21 protein-coding genes are annotated in these 21,114 nt (G+C 71.6%); 9 read left to right on the top strand and 12 right to left on the bottom strand.

Features of this window, described 5'->3' with window-relative positions; translation table 11 throughout:
* Nucleotides 1–285: 285 nt before the first annotated feature.
* The 6 genes from mqnC to paaA all read right to left on the bottom strand — a co-directional run bounded on the left by mqnC (nucleotide 286) and on the right by paaA (nucleotide 5,526).
* Nucleotides 286–1,476, bottom strand: a complete 1,191-nt coding sequence (gene mqnC, locus ACQP0U_RS01765) for a cyclic dehypoxanthinyl futalosine synthase (RefSeq protein ID WP_433315182.1) — start codon at nucleotides 1,474–1,476, stop codon at nucleotides 286–288.
* Nucleotides 1,477–1,703: 227 nt separating this feature from the next.
* A complete protein-coding gene (paaE, locus tag ACQP0U_RS01760; RefSeq protein ID WP_433315180.1) occupies nucleotides 1,704–2,813 on the bottom strand; it encodes a 1,2-phenylacetyl-CoA epoxidase subunit PaaE in 1,110 nt (369 codons plus the stop codon).
* The gene (gene paaD, locus ACQP0U_RS01755) at nucleotides 2,810–3,283 is read right to left on the bottom strand and encodes a 1,2-phenylacetyl-CoA epoxidase subunit PaaD (RefSeq protein WP_433315178.1); all 474 of its coding nucleotides are present in this window, start codon (nucleotides 3,281–3,283) and stop codon (nucleotides 2,810–2,812) included. The genes paaE and paaD overlap by 4 nt, the downstream gene beginning before the upstream one ends.
* Nucleotides 3,284–3,336: 53 nt before the next feature.
* Nucleotides 3,337–4,062, bottom strand: coding sequence for a 1,2-phenylacetyl-CoA epoxidase subunit PaaC (gene paaC, locus ACQP0U_RS01750; protein ID WP_433315176.1), 726 nt, complete (start codon nucleotides 4,060–4,062; stop codon nucleotides 3,337–3,339).
* Between the two features lie 76 nt (nucleotides 4,063–4,138).
* Nucleotides 4,139–4,450 (bottom strand): 1,2-phenylacetyl-CoA epoxidase subunit PaaB, encoded by a 312-nt coding sequence (paaB, locus tag ACQP0U_RS01745; RefSeq protein ID WP_433315175.1) that lies wholly within the window; start codon nucleotides 4,448–4,450, stop codon nucleotides 4,139–4,141.
* A complete protein-coding gene (paaA, locus tag ACQP0U_RS01740; RefSeq protein ID WP_433315173.1) occupies nucleotides 4,447–5,526 on the bottom strand; it encodes a 1,2-phenylacetyl-CoA epoxidase subunit PaaA in 1,080 nt (359 codons plus the stop codon). Before paaA ends, paaB begins: the two co-directional genes overlap by 4 nt.
* A gap of 371 nt (nucleotides 5,527–5,897) precedes the next feature.
* On the opposite strand from paaA, the gene ACQP0U_RS01735 reads away from it, so the two are divergent.
* A complete protein-coding gene (locus tag ACQP0U_RS01735) occupies nucleotides 5,898–6,890 on the top strand; it encodes a hypothetical protein (protein ID WP_433315171.1) in 993 nt (330 codons plus the stop codon).
* Nucleotides 6,890–7,840, top strand: coding sequence for a hypothetical protein (locus ACQP0U_RS01730; protein ID WP_433315169.1), 951 nt, complete (start codon nucleotides 6,890–6,892; stop codon nucleotides 7,838–7,840). Before ACQP0U_RS01735 ends, ACQP0U_RS01730 begins: the two co-directional genes overlap by 1 nt.
* Before the next feature lie 77 nt (nucleotides 7,841–7,917).
* On the opposite strand, the gene ACQP0U_RS01725 is transcribed toward ACQP0U_RS01730, so the two are convergent.
* From ACQP0U_RS01725 to ACQP0U_RS01715, 3 genes are read right to left on the bottom strand one after another with little or no spacing between them, the layout of a single operon-like run.
* The gene (locus ACQP0U_RS01725; RefSeq protein WP_433315167.1) at nucleotides 7,918–8,769 is read right to left on the bottom strand and encodes a menaquinone biosynthetic enzyme MqnA/MqnD family protein; all 852 of its coding nucleotides are present in this window, start codon (nucleotides 8,767–8,769) and stop codon (nucleotides 7,918–7,920) included.
* Nucleotides 8,721–10,097 carry an MFS transporter gene (locus ACQP0U_RS01720; RefSeq protein ID WP_433315165.1) on the bottom strand — a complete coding sequence of 459 codons (1,377 nt, stop codon included), beginning with the start codon at nucleotides 10,095–10,097 and terminating at the stop codon, nucleotides 8,721–8,723. Before ACQP0U_RS01720 ends, ACQP0U_RS01725 begins: the two co-directional genes overlap by 49 nt.
* Before the next feature lie 42 nt (nucleotides 10,098–10,139).
* The gene (locus tag ACQP0U_RS01715; RefSeq protein WP_433315164.1) at nucleotides 10,140–10,724 is read right to left on the bottom strand and encodes an ArsR/SmtB family transcription factor; all 585 of its coding nucleotides are present in this window, start codon (nucleotides 10,722–10,724) and stop codon (nucleotides 10,140–10,142) included.
* Nucleotides 10,725–10,962: 238 nt separating this feature from the next.
* On the opposite strand from ACQP0U_RS01715, the gene ACQP0U_RS01710 reads away from it, so the two are divergent.
* Both ACQP0U_RS01710 and ACQP0U_RS01705 read left to right on the top strand, forming a co-directional pair.
* Entirely contained in the window at nucleotides 10,963–12,213 is a 1,251-nt protein-coding gene (locus ACQP0U_RS01710; protein ID WP_433315162.1) for a DUF222 domain-containing protein, read from the top strand.
* A 510-nt stretch (nucleotides 12,214–12,723) separates the two neighbouring features.
* Complete coding sequence (locus ACQP0U_RS01705) at nucleotides 12,724–14,874, top strand: HelD family protein (RefSeq protein ID WP_433315160.1); 2,151 nt, start codon at nucleotides 12,724–12,726, stop codon at nucleotides 14,872–14,874.
* Here ACQP0U_RS01705 and ACQP0U_RS01700 read toward each other — a convergent pair.
* Nucleotides 14,863–15,474, bottom strand: a complete 612-nt coding sequence (locus ACQP0U_RS01700; RefSeq protein ID WP_433315158.1) for a hypothetical protein — start codon at nucleotides 15,472–15,474, stop codon at nucleotides 14,863–14,865. The two genes, ACQP0U_RS01705 and ACQP0U_RS01700, sit on opposite strands and share 12 nt — an antisense overlap.
* A gap of 131 nt (nucleotides 15,475–15,605) precedes the next feature.
* Here ACQP0U_RS01700 and ACQP0U_RS01695 point away from each other — a divergent pair, with 131 nt between their 5' ends.
* The 5 genes from ACQP0U_RS01695 (at nucleotide 15,606) to ACQP0U_RS01675 (ending at nucleotide 19,103) form a co-directional block, all read left to right on the top strand.
* The gene (locus tag ACQP0U_RS01695) at nucleotides 15,606–16,250 is read left to right on the top strand and encodes a transporter (protein WP_433315156.1); all 645 of its coding nucleotides are present in this window, start codon (nucleotides 15,606–15,608) and stop codon (nucleotides 16,248–16,250) included.
* The gene (locus tag ACQP0U_RS01690; protein ID WP_433315154.1) at nucleotides 16,247–16,558 is read left to right on the top strand and encodes a transcriptional regulator; all 312 of its coding nucleotides are present in this window, start codon (nucleotides 16,247–16,249) and stop codon (nucleotides 16,556–16,558) included. Before ACQP0U_RS01695 ends, ACQP0U_RS01690 begins: the two co-directional genes overlap by 4 nt.
* On the top strand, nucleotides 16,555–17,496 hold the full coding sequence (locus tag ACQP0U_RS01685; protein WP_433315152.1) for an ABC transporter ATP-binding protein: 942 nt from the start codon (nucleotides 16,555–16,557) through the stop codon (nucleotides 17,494–17,496). Before ACQP0U_RS01690 ends, ACQP0U_RS01685 begins: the two co-directional genes overlap by 4 nt.
* A gap of 10 nt (nucleotides 17,497–17,506) precedes the next feature.
* On the top strand, nucleotides 17,507–18,244 hold the full coding sequence (locus ACQP0U_RS01680; RefSeq protein ID WP_433315151.1) for an ABC transporter permease: 738 nt from the start codon (nucleotides 17,507–17,509) through the stop codon (nucleotides 18,242–18,244).
* A 94-nt stretch (nucleotides 18,245–18,338) separates the two neighbouring features.
* Nucleotides 18,339–19,103 (top strand): VOC family protein, encoded by a 765-nt coding sequence (locus tag ACQP0U_RS01675; protein WP_357355618.1) that lies wholly within the window; start codon nucleotides 18,339–18,341, stop codon nucleotides 19,101–19,103.
* Nucleotides 19,104–19,130: 27 nt separating this feature from the next.
* Here ACQP0U_RS01675 and ACQP0U_RS01670 read toward each other — a convergent pair whose 3' ends face one another.
* Entirely contained in the window at nucleotides 19,131–19,949 is an 819-nt protein-coding gene (locus tag ACQP0U_RS01670; RefSeq protein WP_433315148.1) for an ABC transporter ATP-binding protein, read from the bottom strand.
* On the bottom strand, nucleotides 19,946–21,094 hold the full coding sequence (locus ACQP0U_RS01665; protein WP_433315146.1) for a FecCD family ABC transporter permease: 1,149 nt from the start codon (nucleotides 21,092–21,094) through the stop codon (nucleotides 19,946–19,948). The genes ACQP0U_RS01670 and ACQP0U_RS01665 overlap by 4 nt, the downstream gene beginning before the upstream one ends.
* Nucleotides 21,095–21,114 lie beyond the last annotated feature (20 nt).

The raw sequence follows: 21,114 nt of genomic DNA, 5'->3' as shown, positions 1-21,114 counted from the left end.
TTTCATCCGTCCGGCCCGAGCTGGGCAGACAGTACGGGCGGGATGGTCACCCATCCCGCCCGTACCGCCGTGCGTTATATGAACGACCCGCAGCGGGCCGATGGAGGACAGCCCCGTCCGTCGGCGGTGGTGACGGATATGAGCCGGGACGCTAGCGGCCGGCGATCATCTCCACCAGCCCCGCAGCGGACAGCCTGACGCTGCGGCGGCGGGGACCACCCGTACCGCCGGGGTGATCCGGCGGGAGCATGAGCGCCGCTCAGCCGAACGGCCGGGCGTCGACAGTCAGCTGACGTCCACCAGGGGCAGGGATCGGCCCGCGCCACCACCGGGCAGCGCGATCGAGGAGAAGTGCGAGACCACCCGCTCGTCGATCGGGTCATCGGCAGGCGTGTGGTGCACGGCGAGCCGGTTGTAGAGGGTGTCGCGCTGCGCGGGGATCCGGTCCGCCGAGCGGATCATGCCGATCAGCTCGTGCAGGTTGGAGCGGTGCCGGGCACCGGCGGAGGAGATGACGTTCTCCTCCAGCATGATCGAGCCGAGGTCGTCCACGCCCATGTGCAGCGAGAGCTGCCCGACGTCCTTGCCGGTCGTCAGCCAGGACGCCTGCAGGTGCGGGACGGTCTCGAAGAAGAGCCGGGCCACCGCGACCAGTCGCAGGTATTCCAGGGTGGTCGCCTGGGTGCGGCCCTTCAGGTGGTTGTTCTCCGGCTGGTACGTCCACGGGATGAAGGACCGGAAACCGCGGGTGCGGTCCTGCACGTCACGGATCATGCGCAGGTGCTCGATGCGTTCGGCGTGCGTCTCGCCGGTGCCCATCATCATGGTGGCGGTCGACTCGATGCCCTGCCGGTGGGCCAGCTCCATCACCTCCAGCCAGCGCTCGCCCGACTCCTTCAGGGGGGCGATGGCCTTACGGGGCCGCTCGGGGAGCATCTCCGCTCCGGCCCCGGCGATCGAGTCCAGGCCTGCGGTCTTGATCCGGGCGATGGCCTCGTCCAGGCTCACCCCGGAGACCTTGGCCATGTGCAGGATCTCGCTGGGGCCGATCGAGTGGATGACCAGCTGCGGGTACGCCTGCTTGACCGAGGAGAACAGCTCCTCGTAGTACTCCACGCCGTAGTCCGGGTGGTGCCCGCCCTGGAGCATCACCTGGGTGGCGCCCAGCTCGACCGCCTCGCCGCACCGGCGCAGGATCTCCTCGGTCGGGTGGGTCCACCCTTCCTTGTGCTTGGGCGCCCGGTAGAACGCGCAGAACTTGCACGCCGTCACGCAGACGTTCGTGTAGTTGATGTTGCGGTCGATCAGGTAGGTGACGACGTTGTCCGGGTAGCGCCGCCGACGCACCGCGTCCGCCGCCTCGCCCAGCGCGTGGAAGGGCGCCTCGGTGTAGAGCAGCAGCGCCTCTTCGGGCGTGATCCGCCCGCCGTCCGCGCCGCGCTGCAGGATGTCGTCGATCTCCCGGCTCACCGTCACGCCCCCGAGCCTACGCCGGTCACGCGCCTCGACCCTGAGGGGTGCTTAAGGCTGTGATGAGCTCCGCACACGGCTGGATCACGCTGGAACCAGCGCCGAGCGGGATCGCCGCCACACCCTTCCCGCGATGTTGCAGTTGCTGTCGCGACACAAGGGGCATTCCGTGCATATCGACGACCGAAACTGCAAGATCGGCGCGAACGGGGGGCGGGGCGGTGCGGGGGCGGTTAGGCGTCGTAGTCGACGGTGAGCTTGTCGGTGGTTGGGCTGGACTGGCAGGTCAGGACGTAGCCGGCCGCCAGCTCGTCGGGCTCCAGGGCGTAGTTGCGGGCCATCGTGACCGCGCCGTCGACGACCTTCGCCTTGCAGGTCGAGCAGACCCCACCCTTGCAGGCGTACGGCAGCTCGCCCCGCACCTTCAGCGCGGCGTCCAGCACCCGTTCCTCGCGACCCATCGTGAAGCTCGACGACCGGCCGTCCAGCACGATGGTGACCTCGGCCCCGGCGCCCGCCTGGTCGACGGGTCGGCGCACCGGCTCCGGCGGCGCGTCGACGTGGAACAACTCCGTGTGCACCGCCGACTCGGGCAGCCCGCGCGCGGTCAGCACGTCCCGGACGTCGACCACCATGCCGTACGGCCCGCAGAGGAACCACTCCTCGATCACGTCGCCCGGCACGATGGTGCCCAGCAGCCTGCCGAGCCGCTCGGCGTCGATCCGACCGGAGAGCAGCGGCGACTCGCCCTGTTCCCGGGAGAGGACGTGCACCAGGTGCAGCCGGGTGGGGTAGCGGTCCTTCAGGTCGGCCAACTCCTCGGCGAACATCACGGTGTTCGCCGTGCGGTTGCCGTACACCAGGGTGAAGGTGCTGGCCGGCTCGACGGCCAGGGCGGTCGCGACCAGCCCGAGCACCGGGGTGATGCCGGAGCCGGCGACGACCGCGCCGTAGTGCCGCGCGCGGTCCGGCGCGAACGCCGTGGTGAAGGTGCCCAGCGGCGGCAGCACCTCGACCGTGTCGCCACCGCGCAGCGCCCCGCAGGCGAACGCCGAGAAGGCGCCACCGGGGATCTCCCGCACCCCGATCCGCAGCCGGCCGTGCCGGGCCAGGTCGTCGGGGGTGGAGCAGATCGAGTACGACCGGCGCACGTCCGCGCCGTCCTCGGCGACTCTCCGGACGGTGAGGTGCTGGCCGGCGCGGAACGCGAAGGTGTCCCGCAACTCCTCGGGCACGGCGAAGGTCACCGCCACGGAGTCGTCGGTGAGCCGGTCGACGGCCGCGACGGACAACGGGTGGAAGACCGGCCGGCGGCGAACCGGGCGGGTGATGGTGACAGTCACAGCGCCTTCAGGTGGTCGAAGGGTTCGGAGCAGGAGCGGCACCGCCACAGTGCCTTGCACGCGGTGGAGCCGAACCGGCTGACCTGCTCGGTCTCCGGTGAGCCGCACTGCGGGCAGCGGACCGCGAGCGTCAGCGACACGACGCCGGCGGCCCGCACCGGGGCCGGCGGGGCGATCCCGGCGGCGGCGAGCTTGGCCCGCCCACCCTCGGAGATCCAGTCGGTGCTCCACGGTGGGCTGTAGACGGTCTGGACCTCCGCGTCCGGGTGGCCGGCAGCGGTGAGCGCGCGGCGGATGTCGGCCCGGATCACGTCCATCGCCGGGCAGCCGGTGTAGGTGGGGGTGATGGTGACGGTGACCCGGCCACTGGCCGGATCCTCCTCGACCGCCCGCAGGATGCCCAGCTCGTCGATGGTGATGACCCGGATCTCCGGGTCCACCACCGAGGCGGCCGCATCCCTGGGGTTCACGCTGGCATCTTTGTTCGCGACTGCGGGGCTCCGCTGCGCTGCACTCCTCGCGCTCACCACTTCGCTCCGGGGTGGGCGCGGTGCAGCACCTGCATCTCGGCGAGCAGGTAGGCCAGGTGCTCGGTGTGCACACCGGTCCGCCCGCCGGCCGGGGCCCAGGCGCTGCCCGGCCGGGTGAGCGTCGCCTCGGCCAGCACCGGGCCGACGACCTCGTCGAACGCCGGCCGCAGGTCCGCCGGGTCGACAGGCGCCGCCGGGTCCGCGGCGAACAGCTCATGGGTGTACGGCCACACCTGGTCGACGGCCGCCTGCATCCGACGATGCGACTCCTCGGTGCCGTCACCGAGCCGCTTCACCCACAGCGCGCCGTGGTCCAGGTGGTACGCCGACTCCTTGCGTGCCTTAGCGCCGATCGCGGCCAACCGCTCGTCCCCGCAGCCGGCCAGCGCCGTGTACAGCGGCAGTTGGTACGCCGCCAGGAAGAAGAGCTTCGCCATCGTCACCGCGAAGTCACCGTTGGGCAGCTCGACCACCAGCGCGTTGCGGAACTCGCGGTCGTCGCGCAGGAACGCCAGCGCGTCCTCGTCGCGCCCGGCGCCCTCCAGCTCGCCCGCGTACGACAGCAGCAGGCGCGCCGCGCCGAGCTGGTCGAGGGCGATGTTGGCAAGCGCGATGTCCTCCTCCATCTCCGGGGCACGGGTGGTCCACTCGGCCAGCCGCTGGGCCGCGATCAACGCGTCGTCAGCGAGGGCGAGGGTGAAGTCGAAGGGCCCGTTCACGCCGCCACCTCGCTGCGCTCGGCGGCGGCGCGAAGCGCCACGTTGCTGTGCTGGCTGGTTCGCTCGCTCCGCTCGCTCACAGGTGGGCCACCCCGTCCGGCACCTCGTAGAAGGTGGGGTGGCGGTAGACCTTGTCGGCGGCCGGGTCGAAGAAGGCGTCCTTCTCGTCCGGGCTGGACGCGGTGATCGCGCCGGCCGGCACCACCCAGATCGACACGCCCTCCTGCCGGCGGGTGTAGAGGTCACGGGCGTTGCGCAGGGCAAGCTCGGCGTCCGGGGCGTGCAGGCTGCCGACGTGCGTGTGGGACAGCCCGCGCCGGGCACGCACGAAGACCTCCCACAAAGGCGAGTGATTCGTCGTGCTGGCTTGCTCGCTACGCTCGCTCACGCGGCCACCGTCTCCTTCTGTCCCGCCCGCTTCGCGGCGTACGCCGCGGCGGCCTCGCGTACCCAGGTGCCGTCGGCGTGCGCGGCCCGGCGGTGGGCCATCCGCTCGCGGTTGCACGGCCCGTCACCGGAGATCACCCGCATCAGCTCGTCATAGTCCGGCTGGGTGTAGTCGTACGCCTGCCGCTCGTCGTTCCAGCGCAGGTCCGCATCGGGGATGCGCAGCCCGAGGATCTCGGCCTGCTGGACGCACATGTCGACGAAGCGTTGCCGCAGGTCGTCGTTCGAGAAACGCTTGATCTTCCAGGCCATCGACTGGGCGGAGTGCGTGGAGTCGCCGTCCGGCGGGCCGAACATGGCCAGCGACGGGTACCACCAACGGTCCACCGCGTCCTGGGCCATCGCCTGCTGCGCGGGAGTGCCGTGCCCCAGGGTGTGCAGGATCTCGTAGCCCTGCCGCTGGTGGAACGACTCCTCCTTGCAGACCCGGATCATCGCGCGGGCGTACGGGCCGTAGGAGCAGCGGCAGAGCGGCACCTGGTTGACGATCGCCGCGCCGTCCACCAGCCAGCCGATGGCGCCCATGTCGGCCCAGCTGAGGGTGGGGTAGTTGAAGATCGAGCTGTACTTCTGCCGGCCGTCGAGCAGCAACTGGACCAGCTCGTCGCGGCTGATGCCGAGGGTCTCGGCGGCGGCGTACAGGTAGAGGCCGTGACCCGCCTCGTCCTGCACCTTGGCCAGCAGGATCGCCTTGCGCTTGAGCGACGGCGCCCGGCTGATCCAGTTGCCCTCCGGCTGCATGCCGATGATCTCGGAGTGGGCGTGCTGGGCGATCTGCCGGATCAGCGTCCGCCGGTACGCGTCGGGCATCCAGTCGCGGGGCTCGATCTTCTGCTCGGCGTCGACCACCTCGGTGAAGTACGCCGCCAGGTCCTCGTCCGGCGCGGGCCCGCCGCGCCGCCCGCGCGCCGCGGCTGCCCGCAGCTCGGCCTCGGCGGCCTCGACCTCACCCAGCAGGCCGCCGCCGGGCGCCTCGTCCGGGGCGCCGTTCGGGGCGGAGAAGTCGTTGCCATACATGAGGCTAAGTGTTACAGCTTGCGCCGCGTTGCACCAGGGGGTGTAACAGGAATCCGAGCATCCCATCCGTAATCGAATGACTGCTTTGTGCTATCTGGGCGCCGTCGCATCGCCGTGACTTGGACCACGAAACAAACGTGAATCGCTGTAAAAACCTCATACCGGCCCCATATCCCGCCTTTATCGCAGGTTGCCTAGTGTCGAACCCTGGCGGGCAGCCGGTCCGGACGTAGACTTCTGCCGGACAACCGATCGGCTGCCGACATCGACATCTCCACAGAGGCCACCTCCCCCGGCCTCGGCGATCGCACCCGATTCGTCCCGACGACAAGCCGGCCCCCCCGGCCCTGACTCCTGGAGTTCACCCACTCATGCGATCTCGCGTGACCCTGGTGCTCGCCATCACGGCGGTCGTGCTCGGCGGCGTCCTGCTGGTCCCCACCGCGTACGCCCGACTCGCCAGTGACGACAGCGGCGGAGGCGGCGGAGGCGGTACGTCCAGCGTTGCCGCGCCGGCACCCACCCCACCCCCGCCGCCCACCCTGGCGGCCGGCCCGGTGTCGGTGAGCTACAAGGGTGAGTTCTTCTCGTGGGCCCTCCTGGATCGGACGACGGGCAAGATCTCCGGGTCGCCGAACATGACAGCGACCAGCTCCACCGAATCCATGATCAAGGCGTGGATCGTCTCCGACTACCTGCGCCAGCTTGGTCCCAAGAAGCAGCCGACGGCGGCGCTGAAGGAGGCGGCTCGACTCGCCATCGTCGACAGCAACGACAAGGCGGCCAACAAGGTCCACGCCGCTGCGGGCGGCTCGTACAAGCCCTCGTCGAGCAGCACGCCCGACGCCGTGATCCAGCGGGCCATCAAGATCTGCGGGCTGACCGACACCAAGCGCGGCAATGTCGCTCCCTACACCGGCTACTGGAGTTTCACCCGGATGTCCCCCCGCGACGCGGCCCGGGTCGGTGACTGCATCGCCGACGGCAAGGCCGCCGGCCCGACGTGGACCAAGTGGGTGCTGGACCAGATGAGCAAGGTCAGGGGCACCACCGCGGCCAAGGACCAGAAGGCCGAGTCCGGCGGTGGCCGCTGGGGGATCATCGACGGTCTGCCCAAGTCGATCACCTCGCAGGGCCCGGTCAGCATCAAGAACGGCTGGACCCCCCTCAACTACGACGGCAACTGGCACGTCAACTGCCTCGCCGTCACCAGCAAGTGGAGCCTCGCGGTGATGCTGCGCTACCCGATCAGGAGCGGCCTGGACTACGGCGCGAAGGTCTGCGCCAGTGTGGCCACCCAACTCGTCACACCGCAGCCGGGCGCCGCGCTCAAGGTGCCGCAGCAGCCGGTCGGGAAGCTCTGATGGCCGGCAACCGACGCGGCAGCAGCGAAGCCTCTCCACTTCGGCTGATCGCCGTTGCGGTCATCCTGATCGGGCTGGTGCTGGTGTCGCTGCGGCTGCTGCCCGGGTCGCCGTTCGAGTCGTCCGCCGCTGCCAAGTGGGGCGACGCCGGCTCCAGCACGAGCGACCGCCCCACCGGCGCGGGCACCGACCGCAGCGCCCGTCAGCCGTCCTCGCCGTCGCCGAGCCCCAGTCCGTCGCTGGAGCCGCTGCCCTTCGTGGCCAAGGACCTCGATCTCGACATCGAGGGCTGGTACTCCTGGAGCGTCCTGGACCGTCGGACCGGGAAGATCATCGGTTCGAAGAACATGGATGAGACCAGCACGACCGCCTCGATGATCAAGGCCTGGATCGTCGCCGACTACCTGCGTCGCGCGGCCGACGCCGGCCAGGCCCCGAGCGACGCGAAGCTCGCCGACGCGACGCGGATCATCCGGGACAGCGACAACACCCGTGCCGAACAGTTCTACAACCTGGTCGGCCGGGACGCCTCGATCAGGCGACTCATCTCGATGTGCAAGTTGACCGACAGCAGCGTTGCCCCCGACAAGGGTTGGAGCCGGACGGCGCTCTCCCCCCGGGACACCGCCCGGATGGGCAACTGCATCGCAACCGGCACGGCCGCCGGGCCGAAGTGGACCAAGTGGCTGCTCAACGAGATGAAACTGGTTCGCGGTGCCGGCGACTTCGGGATCCGCAAGGCCTTCCCGACCGCCGAACAGAAGAAGATCGCCATCAAGAACGGGTGGATCGACCGGACCAGGGAGCAGGAGATGCACATCAACTGCCTGGCCATCGGTGACACCTGGACGATGGGCGTGATGGTCAAGTACCCGATCAACATGGGCTACGACTACGGCATGAAGAACTGCGAGAAGATCACCGAAGCACTGCTCCGCCCCGGCACCTGAGCCCGCTCTGGCCCCTGACTTCTGGCCCGGGCTCTGAACGGGGCTCTCAGCCGGGGCTCTGAGCCCGGCGACGGCGGTCAGCCGGCGAAGAACTCCGGGCCGCCGTCCGGCAGCGCCGGGGCCTCGCCGATGGCGGCGGCCCGCCGGGCCCACTCGCGCAGCCCGGCGACCTGCCGGTCGCCAAGGGAAAAGTCGAGGGTGCGGAAGTACGTGGCAAGCGTTTCCGCGTCGAACGTCTCCCAGCGGGCCGCCGCCTCGGCGACCTGGTCCAGCTCCGCCAGGCAGAGGTCCCGCGAGCGCAGGAAAGCCTCGTGCACCTCCTTGACCAGGCCCGGGTGGGCGGCGGCGAAGTCGCGGCGGACCGCCCAGACGGCGAAGACCATCGGCAGCCCGGTCCACTCCCGCCACGCCTGCCCGAGGTCGGTGACCGTGAGGCCCTTCTGCGGTGCCTCGTAGTACGCCCGCAACGCCACGTCCCCGATCAGCACGGCGGCGTCGGCCTCCAGCAGCATCTGGGTCAGATCCGGCGGGCAGCGGAAGTATTCGGGCCGCACGTCGTACTGCTCGGCGAGCAGCAGTTGAGCCAGCATGACCCCGGTCCGCGAGGTCGAGCCGAGCGCCACCCGCGCGCCGTCCAACTCGGCGAGGGGCCGGGTGGAGACCATGTTGACCGAGAGCACCGGCCCGTCACTGCCCACCGCCAGGTCCGGCAGGAGCAGCAACTCGTCGGCGTGCTTCAGGTACTCGAGCAGCGTGATCGGGCCGATGTCGAGGTCGCCGGCGACCAGCGCCGCGCTCAACCGGTCCGGCGAGTCCTTCTGCAGGTCGACGTCGAGCAGGGCACCGGAGCGCATCAGACCCCAGTAGATCGGCAGGCAGTTCAGGAACTGGATGTGCCCGACCCGCGGGCGTGCGATGCGCTCAGCCATGGCCCGACCGTATCCCCGGCGTCCGGCTCCGGCTCGGCGGGCCGGTCCGGAGTGGCCAAGCCCGCACTTGACGACCGCCGTGCCGCCCGGGTCACGACCGGCACGAAGACCAGCACCACCAGCAGCCCGACCACACCGGCGCCGGCGATCAGCGGCCGAGGCGGGACGGCCGCGAGCAACGCCCCGCCGATCAGGAAGCCCGCCATCGAGCCACCCTGCACCGCCGCGCCGTAGCTGGCGTACGCCCGAGCGCGCATCGCCTCCGGCACCCGCCGAGCGGTGAGCAGGTTGGCGAAGACGTTCTCGCCACCGTTCGCCGCACCGCCCACCAGCCAGAGCGGCACCAACACACCCGCCGCCGGCACCGTCGCCGCGAGCAGCACCATAAGGCTGCACACGGCCAGGGTGGCGAGCACCCCACGTACCAACGCGCCGTCGTCGTCGAGCCGCCTGGCCAGTCGCACGGCGAGCCAGCCACCCGGCAGCATGCCGGCCATCCATGCCGCACTGACCAGGCCGTACGTGGTCGCTGAACCACCCAACGTCTCCCTGATGAAGAAGACCTCGATCACGTTGATGCCACCGATCGCCGCGATCACCACGGCGGTGCTCACCACCATGACGAGCATCAGCGGGTCGCGGCGCAGCCGCCAGTCGATCTCCGTACCCCCGGGGGTTGCCACGCCACCCGAGACGGCCGGGCTGTCCGCGACGGCCTCGCTGCTGGCGGCCGCTGGGCTGGCGGCGGGGCGCCGGCCGCCGCGTCGGGTCCGCAGCAGCAGGCCCGCGACCACGAGCGCCAGGTAGGTCACGGCGTCGAGTAGCAGCGGTACGCGGGTGCCGAACTGCCCCACCAGCAGGCCGGCCAGCACCGGGCCGCCGAGTGCACCGAGCGAGACGGCGGTCTGACTGATCGCGCTGGCCCGCGGCAGGTCGGCGGGACGGACCATCGCCGGCAGCAGCGCCGCCAGGCAGGGTTGGGTCACCGCGAGCCCGCAGGCCAGCAGGGTGACGAGCCCAACCACCAGGACCGGGTGCTCGACGACGGCGAGGAGCGCGCAGATCGCGGCCTGCGCGAGCCCGATGGTCACCAGCAGGGTACGGCTGTCCATCCGGTCGGCGAGTCGACCCGCGAGCGGGGCGAGCACCACCAGGGGCAGGGTGGCGGCCAGCAGCAGCCCCGACACGGCCAGCCCACCGGCGCCAGCACCCTGCAGGGCCAGCGCCAGGGCGGTCGCGGCGAGGAAGTCGCCGCAGATCGTGGTGCCCCGAGCGGCGGCGGCGAGCCAGACGTCCGACCAGCGCGACTCATCAGTTGTGAAGGACATACTTCGAAAATAATCCTTCACAACTGATTCATGCAACCCCGGCTATGCCAGCGGCACCGTCCGGTACTGGACAGCGACGGTGCGCGCCCCCGGCGGTGGATCACCTTGCCGCCGTCGCGGGTGGTACGGCCGGAGCAGCGCCAGCACCGCCGCGTTCACCTCAGCCAACTCCTCGGCGGTGAGCAGCAGCAGCGTGTCACTGAACAGGGCTTTGTCGTACCACTCGGCAGGCTCGTCCCCGGCGCGCCGCAACCAGTCCCGGGTTCGCTCCATGGCCCGGACCGCATGCGCCTCCACCAGCGCCTGCTCGGCCGCACGCGCCTCAGGCCCGGCATCGCGACCCGCCTCGACCATCACACTCAAAGTCGGCACGCGCCACAGCCGCTCGCGCGCGTCCCCCCGGCTCGGCGCCTGCTCGACCAGGCCAAACTTCGCCAACGCACGCAGGTGGTAACTGGTTGCGCTGGGCGACAGCCCGACGATCTCGGCACACTCGGTGGCGGTCCCACCGCTCTCGCGACTACTCAGGTACTCCATGATCGCGATCCGGGCCGGATGCGCCATCGCCCGCATTACCTGCGGGTCACTGATCGTCATCCGGCGCGAATCGGGGCGGGCCTCGGTCATAGGCCCATGATCCCGGCAGCTCCCCCAACCTGCCATCACCCCCCGCGTCCCCGCTCGGACCATCGCGCGTCGACCACGCCCGCATCCCCGGCAGCAACGAGGCGGATTCGACGGCGAGCACGGCCAGGCGTGGTGGCGGACCTGGCGAGCGGGCGGCTCGCGGTGATCGACAGAACGAATTCCTTTCCATTGATCAACATGAACCGATTGTGTCGTACACCAGTTCTATTCTGCTTTCATGTTGGAGGCGTTGGCGCAGGTCGGCGGTGCAGTTGACGACTGCGCCGAGTCCGCGCTCTGGAGCCTCTCCGATGACGAGTTGCTCGCCTCTCTCGACGCGACTCAGGTGTTGGCGCAGCGGTTGGCCGCCGTTCAGCTCGGTCTGGTTCGCGAGTTGGACGGTCGCGGGCTGGCGGTTGCCCAGGGCGCCTCGTCCACCGCAGTCTGGCTGCGGGAGCGGCTCCGGGTCTCCGGTCGCAGTGCGCGCCAGCTGGTCCAGCTCGCCGCCACCATCGACGCCGCCCCGCCGGCGGTGCGCGATGCGCTGCTCAGCGGTGCCATCAGCGTCGAGCAGGCTCGGGTGGTGGCCGAGACGATCGCGGCCCTTCCGATGGAAGCCGGCCCCGAAGTGACGGACAAGGCCACCCAACTGCTGGTCGCCTGGGCCGACCGTTTCGATCCGACGAGTCTGAGCCGGCTTGGCGAGCGCGTCCTGACGCACGTCGCCCCGGATCTGGCCGACCAGGCTGAGCTGAAGGCTCTGGAGCGGGCCACCGAGCGGGCCGAGGCCCGCCGGCACGTCACGCTCTCCGAGCAGCAGAACGGGCAGGTACGCCTCAGCGGCAACCTCGACACCGAAACCGCGAGCCTGCTGCGCGAGGCGATTGATCCGCTCTGCGCCCCAGCCGGTGAGCATGATGACCGCAGTCCTGGTCAGCGCCGCGCCGACGCGTTGGGCGAGGTCTGTCGACTGGCGCTACGCACGGGTCAGCTGCCCGACAACGGCGGCGACCGCACTCAGCTGGTGGTGACCGTGTCGCTCGACGCGCTGGTCAACGGCGTACGCGCCGGAACCCTGGAGTCCGGTACGCCCCTCACGCCCGAGGCAGTCCGCCGCCTGGCCTGCGACGCTGGTGTGCTGCCGGCGGTGCTGGGTGGCAACAGTCAGGTCCTGGACGTCGGTCGGCAGCGCAGGCTCATCACCGGCCCACTGCGGCGTGCGCTGGTTCTACGAGACGGCGGTTGCGCCTTTCCTGGCTGTGATCGGCCCCCGAGATGGTGCGACGGTCACCACATCCGACACTGGGCCGACGGTGGGGTGACGGCGCTGGGCAACGCGGTGCTGCTCTGCGGCTACCACCACCGGTTCATCCACCGCGGCGACTGGACGGTCCGTCTCGCGGCCGACGGCCGACCCGACTTCCTCCCGCCCAGCTGGCTCGACCCGCACCGCATCCCACGCCGCAACCTCTACCACCGCCGCTGCTGATACCGCCGCCCACGCCCACGCCACCCGCAATCGCGACCAGCGAACGCGACCAGCGGCCCCCGACCAGCGACCAGCGAACGCGACCAGCCACCGACCCACGGTCGCGGCCGCGACCAGCGAACGCGACCAGCGACCAACCAGCCACCGACCCACGGCCGCGACCAGCGACGCGCGAAAGCGACCGGACGCGCGACGATCCCGCTCGCCTTGCCGCCCCACGCCGCGCCCGCCGTGATCGACTCGGCTTCCTGGAAATCGGGGCGTCGCACCGGCCCAGACACCGCGACCTCATGAAAACCGAGTCGATCACGGCAGGCGCGGTAACACGCCGTCTCGGATGGGTGGTCGCATCGGTAATTCGCTGGATGCGGCGGGTTGGGGAGCGTAGGGTTGCAGGCCGCTTGACGGCCAAGGTGAGCTGCACCGGAACGGACGTCTTCGCGCCGGGTGGCCGGCCATCCGCCCCCGGACACGCGAGCGCGCAGCAGATGTGAACGATGGGACGTCAGCATGCCCGCACTTGACCTCGACACCCAGCTCGACACCGATCTCGACGCGGACCTGGCCGCTGAACGCGCACACCTCACCACCTCGCGGGCGGCGCTGGGTCGGATGCGGGAGAGGGCCGAATCTCTCTTCGCCACCGGTGATCAGGTGGCCGGCGACGCGTACGCGGCCGAGACGCTCGGCCGCACCCTGGCCCGCCGGGTCGCGGAGTTGGCCGACGACCCGACCACGCCGCTCTTCTTCGGCCGCCTCGACTTCGCCGGGGCCACGAGCAGCGAGGTCACCGACAGCAGAACCACTGACACCGGGACTGCGGACACCGGGACCACGAATACCCCGACCCCACCCGACACCGACGGTGATCATCACGGGCGGCGGTACCACGTGGGGCGCCGGCACGTCACCGACGAGCGGGGCGAGCCGTTGGTGCTGGACTGGCGGGCGCCGGTCTCCCGCTCGTTCTACCGGGCCAGTGTGCGGGATCCGCAGGGAGTGGCGGTCCGGCGGCGGTTCGGGTTCAGCAATGGTGTGCTGACCAGCTTCGAGGATGAGCGGCTGGATCGGGGCGAGGAGCTCGGTACGACCAGTCGGATCCTCACCGCCGAGATCGAGCGTCCGCGCGTCGGGCCGATGCGGGACATCGTCGCCACTATCCAGCCAGAGCAGGACGAGTTGGTCCGGGCTGACCTCGCCGACTCGATCTGTGTGCAGGGGGCGCCGGGTACCGGGAAGACGGCGGTGGGCCTGCACCGGGCCGCGTACCTGCTCTACCTGCACCGGGAGCGGTTGCGGCGGGCGGGCGTGCTGATCGTCGGGCCGAACCGGGCGTTCCTGTCGTACATCGCGGCGGTGCTGCCGGCGCTCGGTGAGGTCGAGGTCGAGCAGGCCACGGTGGAGGAGTTGATCTCCCGGGTGCCGGTCCGGGCGGTCGAGGCGCCGGCGGTGGCCGCGCTCAAACATGACGTACGAATGGCGAGTGTGCTGCGGCGCGCGGTGCAGGCGCGGATCGGCACCCCGACCGATTCGATCACCGTGTCGGACGGCTCCTTCCGCTGGCGGATCGGTGTGGAGCCGTTGCACCGGATCGTCGAGGAGACCCGCCGGGAGGGGCTGCCGTACGGCACGGGTCGGGAACGCGTCCAGGCGCGGGTGGTGAGCCTGCTGCAACGGCAGGCCGAGGCGCGGCGTGCGGAGTCGCCAAGTGATGCCTGGCTGCGTCGGATGAGCCGGTGCCGGCCGGTGCTCGACTTCCTGGACTCGGTCTGGCCGGCGCTCACCCCGGAAGGTCTGGTGCACGGCCTGTTCGCCGATCCGGGCCTGCTCGCCGCCGCGGCGGACGGCCTGCTCAGCGAGACCGAGCAGGCGCAGCTCACCTGGGCCAAGCCGGCCCGCACCCCGAAGGCGACCCGCTGGACCGCCGCCGACGCGGTGCTGATCGACGAGGCGACCGGGCTGCTGGAACGGCTCTCCGGGTTCGGGCACGTGGTGGTGGACGAGGCGCAGGACCTCTCTCCGATGCAGTGTCGGGCCATCGCTCGGCGCAGCGAGCACGGCTCGGTCACGCTCCTGGGTGACCTCGCCCAGGGCACCGCGCCGTGGGCCGCGACGGACTGGCGTGAATCCCTTGCCCACCTGGGCAAGCCGGACGCGGTGGTGGTCCCGTTGACAGTCGGTTTCCGGGTGCCCGCCGCGGTCGTCGCATTCGCGAACCTGCTGCTCCCGGCGCTCGCGGTGGACGTACCGCCGGCCGAGTCGCTGCGCCACGACGGTGGCCTGGATGTGCGTACGGAGACCGACCTGACCTCGGCGACGGTGGCCGAGGTGCGGGCGGCGCTCGCGCACGACGGCTCGGTCGGTGTGATCGCCGCGGACGACGCGGTCGACGGCCTGCGCGCGGCGCTGGCGGAGGCCGGTGTCGAGACCGCGACCGCCGACGACGTGGCGGCCGCGGAGCGGGTCACCGTGGTGCCCGCGACGCTGGTCAAGGGCCTTGAGTACGACCATGTGGTGGTGGTCGAGCCGGCCGCGATCGTCGCGGCCGAGCCACGCGGGCTGCATCGGCTGTACGTGGTGCTCACGCGGGCGGTGTCCCGGCTGGCGGTGCTGCACGTTGCGCCGCTGCCCGCCCCGCTCGTCGGTGGGTCAGCCGGCTGACAGCGCCGCCGCGATCTCCCGCAGGGGGCGGCCGGAGTCGGCCAGCGGCACGTGGAACGACAGCCACGACCCGTCGGCGAAGTCGATCCGCAGCCGCTTCCAGTTCAGCCGGTACCTGCCGAACCGGGCGGCGACGGTCGTGCGCGGCACCGACCCGAGCAGTTCGATGTCGGCCTGTGCCCGTTCGTCCGCCGCCGAGCTGGAGAGCAGGCCGACAGGTGCTGTCGCGCCGACCAGCAGCCGCTTGTCGGTGACCCCCAGCACGAGGGTCCGGACGCCGGCGCCCTGCACCGCCACGGTCAGGGCATGGTGCAGCACGGATGCCTGGGAGCCCGGGTCGCCTCGACCTCCGACACCGAAGACGAGCCAGTCGACGGCGTTGTCGGCCCGGCCGAAGGTGATGTTCGGTGACAGCACGTTGAGCAGGACACCCAGAAAGCCCGGCCCACCTGCGGCAGGTGGCGCCGACGGCGGCGAGGGCGACGCCGGGGTCAGCCCTCCGCCCGCTCGAACCCGGGCCACCGCGCGCACCCGCTCGTCGACCGGGAGCAGTGGGGCGATCCCCTCGACGTACCGTGCCTGACTTCCGTCGACAGTCATGAATGCCCCCGTGGCCTGTGCGGCGAATCAGTCGCCACGACTCCCCACCCTAGGCACTGCTCGCCGCGACCGGGGTCCCGCCGGTGATGACGGGGCAACCCCTCTCGACTTTGTACCGTAAAGTAGTTTGCGTGGACCCCGACGATGATTCACCGCCCACCAACGCAGCGGCGGCGCTCCGACTGATTCAGGACCAGCGGTCGGCGACGGCACGCCGACTCGATCCCGACGCCCGCCTGCTCTACTGGCCGTGGGGTGTCGCCTGGCTTGTCGGCTTCGGGCTGTTCTTTCTCCGGTTCACACCCGGTGCTCGGGCACTTGTCGACCTGCCGAGCTGGCTCCCGCTGACCGTCCTCTTCGTACTGCTGCTGGTCGCCGCCGCGGTGCAGGCGACGGCCATGGAGCGGGCCCACGACCAGGTGACAGGTGACTCCGCCCGGCGTGGCCGCTGGTACGGGTACGCCTGGGGCCTGGGTTCGCTGAGCGTCTACGCCGGTCTCGGCCGCATCAGCGGGCACCTGCCGGACGACCTGGCGGCGTTGCTCTGGTCGACCACCTCGGTCGGGCTGATCGGCGCGCTGCAGATGGCCGGCGGGGCGATCTGGCTGAACCGGGACCTGTTCCGCCTGGGCGTGTGGATCAGCGCGATCAACCTGGTCGGCGCGTTCGCCGGGACGGGCTGGCACGCACTCGTCGTGTCCGTGGCCGGCAGCGGCGGGATCTTCGTGGCCGGTGCGCTCGCCCGGCGGCGACAGCAGCAGAGCCAGCAGCCGTGACCGAGCTGGATCCGGTCATCCACGCGCAGGCCCGACTGCGGGTGGTCGCCAGCCTCTCCGCCCTCGGCGACGGCGACAAGATCGCATTCCCCCGCCTGCAGGAGCTGCTCGCGATGACCGCCGGCAACCTCTCGGTGCACCTGCGCAAGCTGGAGGACGCCGGCTACGTGGAGATCAGCAAGACCCACCGCGGACGCACCCCGGCGACCCTGGTCCGGCTCAGCCGGCGAGGCCGGCTGGCGTTCGAGGAGTACACCGAAGCGATCCGCGCCCTGCTCGAGCCCACCTCGTCGAAGGAGCAGTCATGACCCTCGCCCGCGCCGACCAGGCCAGCCGCCGGTACGGCGACGTCCTCGCCCTCGACCGCGTCGACCTGGAAGTCCGGGCCGGTGAGCTGGTCGGCCTGCTCGGGCCGAACGGCGCCGGCAAGAGCACGCTGATGAACCTGCTGGTGGGCCTACGTCGTCCCAGCTCGGGACGGGTCGAGCTGTTCGGCCGCGACCCCCGCGACCCGGCGAGCCGGCGACAGATCGGGGTCACTCCGCAGGAGACCGGTCTGCCCGGCACGCTGCGCGTCGGCGAGGTCGTCGACTTCGTCTCCGCGCACTACCCGGACCCGGTGCCCCGGGCGGAGCTGCTCGACCGCTTCGGTCTCGCCGACCTCGCCCGACGGCAGACCGGCGGGCTCTCCGGAGGGCAGCGCCGCCGGTTGGCGGTGGCGTTGGCGTTCGTCGGCCGGCCCCGGTTGGTGCTGCTCGACGAACCCACCACGGGCCTGGACGTGGCCGCCCGGCACACCCTGTGGGACGCGATCCGGGCATTCCACGACGACGGCGGCACCGTGCTGCTGAGCAGCCACTACCTGGAGGAGGTGGAGGCACTCGCCCACCGGGTGGTGGTCATCGGGCAGGGCCGGGTGCTCGCCGACGACACGGTGGACGCGGTGCGCGGCATCGTGGGCGTACGCCGGGTCAGCCTCGTCGCCGACCACCTGCCCGAGCTGCCCGGGGTCGTTCGCACCGAACGGGTCGACGGTCGGCTGCACCTGCTCACCACCGACGCCGACGAGCTGGTCCGAGCGCTGGTCACGGCCGGGACGCCGTTCACCGACCTGGAGGTACGGCCGACGTCCCTGGAGGAGGCCTTCCTCGCCATCACCAGCGGCGACACGGCCAGCGGGGACACGCCCGCCGACGTCGGCCGACCCACCACCGCCGCTGCCGGCGGACGACCCACCACCGTCTGAGGAGGCGACAGTGCAGCTCGCCCTGGTCCACGCCCGCTACCAGCTCCTGGAGATCATCCGGATTCCGGTGGCGGTCTTCGGCAGCGCCTTCTTCCCGGCCGCCGCCATGATCTTCTTCGTGGTGCCGTTCGCCGGTGACGATCCGGTCGGTGCCACCTACGCCACCGCGTCGATGGTCACCTTCTCGGTGATGAGCGCCAACATCTTCCAGTACGGCGTGGGTGTCGCCGAGGACCGCGACCAGCCCTGGAACCCGTACACCAGGACCCTGCCGGCCGGACCGGCGCCACGGTTCGCGGGCCGCGTGCTGGCCGGCCTGGCGCTGACCTACCTCTCGCTGATCCCGGTCGTGGTGATCGGCGCGACGCTGACCGCGGCCCAGCTCACCCCGGCGGCGTTCCTGCTGGCCCTCGGCACCGTGGCCGTCATCTCGGTGCCGTTCACGCTGATGGGGCTCGCCATCGGCTACTCGCTGCCGAGCAAGGCGGCGATCGTGGTGGCGCAGGTCGTCTTCCTGCCGCTGGCGTTCGGCGGCGGCCTGCTCTCCGCGCCGGGCGACGCGCCCGGGTTCATCGAGACGATCGCGCCGTACCTGCCCACCCGGGGTGCCGCCGAACTGATGTGGGCGGCGGCGGGTGACTACGCCGTGGAGCCGCTCGCGCTGATCATGCTCGGTGTCTGGGTGGTGCTGCTCGCCGCGCTCGCCGGCTGGGCGTACCGGCGGGACGAGGGTCGCCGGTTCAGCTGACGATTCGTCCGTTTCCGCCCCGGGCCGCAGCGGGACGGTGCCAGGATTCCGGCAGGGGGCCGCCGTGGCCGCCCGGGCCGAGAGGGGTCTTGACGTGAGCACCGTCCCGCCGGGTACGCCCTGCTGGGCCGACCTGGCCACCCCGGACCTGACCGACGCCCGGCGCTTCTACCCGGAGCTGTTCGGCTGGACCGGCCAGGTCACACCGGAGCCCGAGGCGGGCGGCTACACGGTCTTCCTGCTCGACGGCAAGCCGGTGGCCGGCGCCGGCCCGCCGGCGATCCCGGACCAGATCCCGATCTGGTCGACGTACCTCGCCACCGACGACGCCGAACTGGTCGCCGGCCGGGTCGAACGGGCCGGCGGGCAGGTGGTCGTACCACCGTTCGAGGTCTTCGACCGGGGCTGGATGGCGGTCTTCGCCGACCCGGCCGGTGCCACGTTCAGCGTCTGGCAGCCGCTGGCGATGGCCGGCGCCGAGGTGTTCAACGTGCCCGGCGCGATGAGCTGGAACGAGCTGGTCACCCCCGACCCCGAGGGCGCGAAGGTCTTCTACGAGCTGGTGTTCGGCTGGCAACCCGACGACCAGGCGGTGGGCGCGATGACCTACACCGGATGGCGGCTCGGGACGCAGATCGTCGCCGGGATGATGCCGCCGCTGGCCGACGACTTCCCGGCCGACCTGCCCGCGTACTGGACCGTGTACTTCGCGGTGGCCGACGCGGACGCCGCCGCCGCCCGCGCCTCCGAGCTGGGCGGAACGATCCTGGTCCCGCCCCGCGACATCCCGGCGGGCCGCTTCGCAGCCCTCCGCGACCCCCAGGGCGCGCTCTTCTCCGTCATCGACCTGGGCCCCTGACCCACCCGCCGCGCGCCTCCCGCGCGCTCAGGGGCGGGTGGGGCGGACGGGGACCACCAGGGGGCCGTGGGCACCGGGGACCACCCGGACGCTGGCCCGGTAGTGGGTGGCGAGCAGCTCCTCGGTCAGCACCTCGGACGGAGTCCCGGCGGCCACCACCTGACCGCCGGCGAGCATCACCATCCGGTCGGCGTACTCACCGGCAAGGGAGAGGTCGTGCATCGTGGCGAGGACGGTGAGACCGTGTTCGCGGCGCAACTGGTCGACGAGTTCGAGCACGTCCTGCTGGTGCCCGATGTCGAGCGCGCTGGTCGGCTCGTCGAGCAGCAGCAGCGTCGCGCCCTGGGCGAGCGCGCGGGCGAGGAACACCCGCTGCCGTTCGCCGCCGGAGAGGGTGGCCAGTTCGCGACGGTGGAAGCCGGTGAGGTCCAACCGTCCCAGCACCTCGTGCACGGCGTCGACGTCGGCGGTCGACTCCCGGCCCAGTGCCGGGATGTACGGGGTGCGGCCGAGCAGCACGTAGTCCAGCACCGACATGCCGGGTGGCACCACCGGGGACTGTGCCACCGTGGCCACCACCCGGGCGCGGTCCCGACGACGCAGCGCGGCGTTCGGCGTACCGAAGAGGGTGATCGCCCCCGGCGCGGGCAGCAGGCCGCCGACGGCGCGCAACAGGGTCGACTTGCCGGCGCCGTTCGGGCCGATCACGGTGACCCACTCGCCGACGGCGACGGTGAGGTCGACGCCGGTCAGGATCGGCGTGCCGCCGAGGTCGACGTGCAGCCCGTGCACCTCGACGGCGGGCGCACCGACGGCCGGCGCACCGACGGCGGGTTCGCGGCTCACGTGAGCGCTCGCCGGGCGGTCCGTAGCACCAGGACGAAGAACGGGCCTCCCAGCAGGGCGGTCACCACCCCGATCGGCACCTCGGACGGAGCGGCGGCGGTGCGGGCCACCACGTCGGTCAGCGCCAGGAACGCGCCGCCGAACAGCAGTGACATCGGCAGGACCACCCGGTAGCTGGACCCGGCGAGCAGCCGGACGGTGTGCGGCACGATGATGCCGACGAAGCCGATCAGCCCGGTCGCGGAGACCGCCGCCGCGGTGCCCAGGGAGGCGGCGGCGATCAGCAGGTAGCGGGTGCGCTGCGGGTGCAGGCCCAGACTCCTCGCCTCGTCGTCGCCGACCGCGAGGACGTCCAGCTCGCGACGGTGCAGCAGCACCACCGCTGTGGTCAGCGCGGCGTACGGCAGCACCAGCAGCACGTCGTGCCAACCGGCGGTGGCCAGCCGGCCGAGCAGCCAGGAGTAGACCGGCTGGATGCTGTCGGCGTGTCGTTGCAGCAGGTACGTCTGCCCGGCGGAGAGGAACGCGGAGACCGCCACCCCGGCCAGGATCAGCATCGCCGGTGACCCGCGTCGGCCGCCGGCCGCGCCGAGCACGTAGGTCATCGTGACGGCGAGCAGCGAACCGGCGAACGCGGCCAGCGGAATGGTGATCGGCAACCCGGAGAGCGTGCCCTGCCGCCCGGCGCCGCCGAGGGCGATCGCCGCGGTGACCGCGAGGCCGGCGCCGGCAGCCACACCGAGCAGGTACGGGTCGGCCAGCGGGTTGCGGAACACGCCCTGGTAGCAACCACCCGCGAGGGCGAGCAGACCGCCGACGAGCAGGCCCAGCACCACCCGGGGCAGCCGCAGCTCGGTGACGATCGCGATCTCGCGCTCGGTCAGCCCGCTGTCGAGGTGCACCCCGGGGATCAGGTTGAGCAGCTCGGCGGCGACGCTGCCCGGGGGCAGGCTCACCGGGCCGAGCGACACCCCGACGACGAGCGCGACGAGCACCGCGACCAACCCCGCGACCAGCCACCGCTTCCGCAGCCCGGCGGGCCGGGCCGACAGCAGCCCAGCGGGCCGGGCCGCGGAACGCAGCTCGGCCCGCTGGGACGACGACGGCGGCTCGGCCGGCCGACTGGTTGGTGCCGGATCGGACATCTGTCGCGACCCGGTCACCG

This window comes from Micromonospora sp. CA-269861, assembly GCF_050948505.1.
Classification (GTDB): Bacteria; Actinomycetota; Actinomycetes; order Mycobacteriales; family Micromonosporaceae; genus Micromonospora.
Note: the sequence above shows the minus strand (reverse complement) of the source record. Positions and strands in the feature narration are given on the sequence as shown.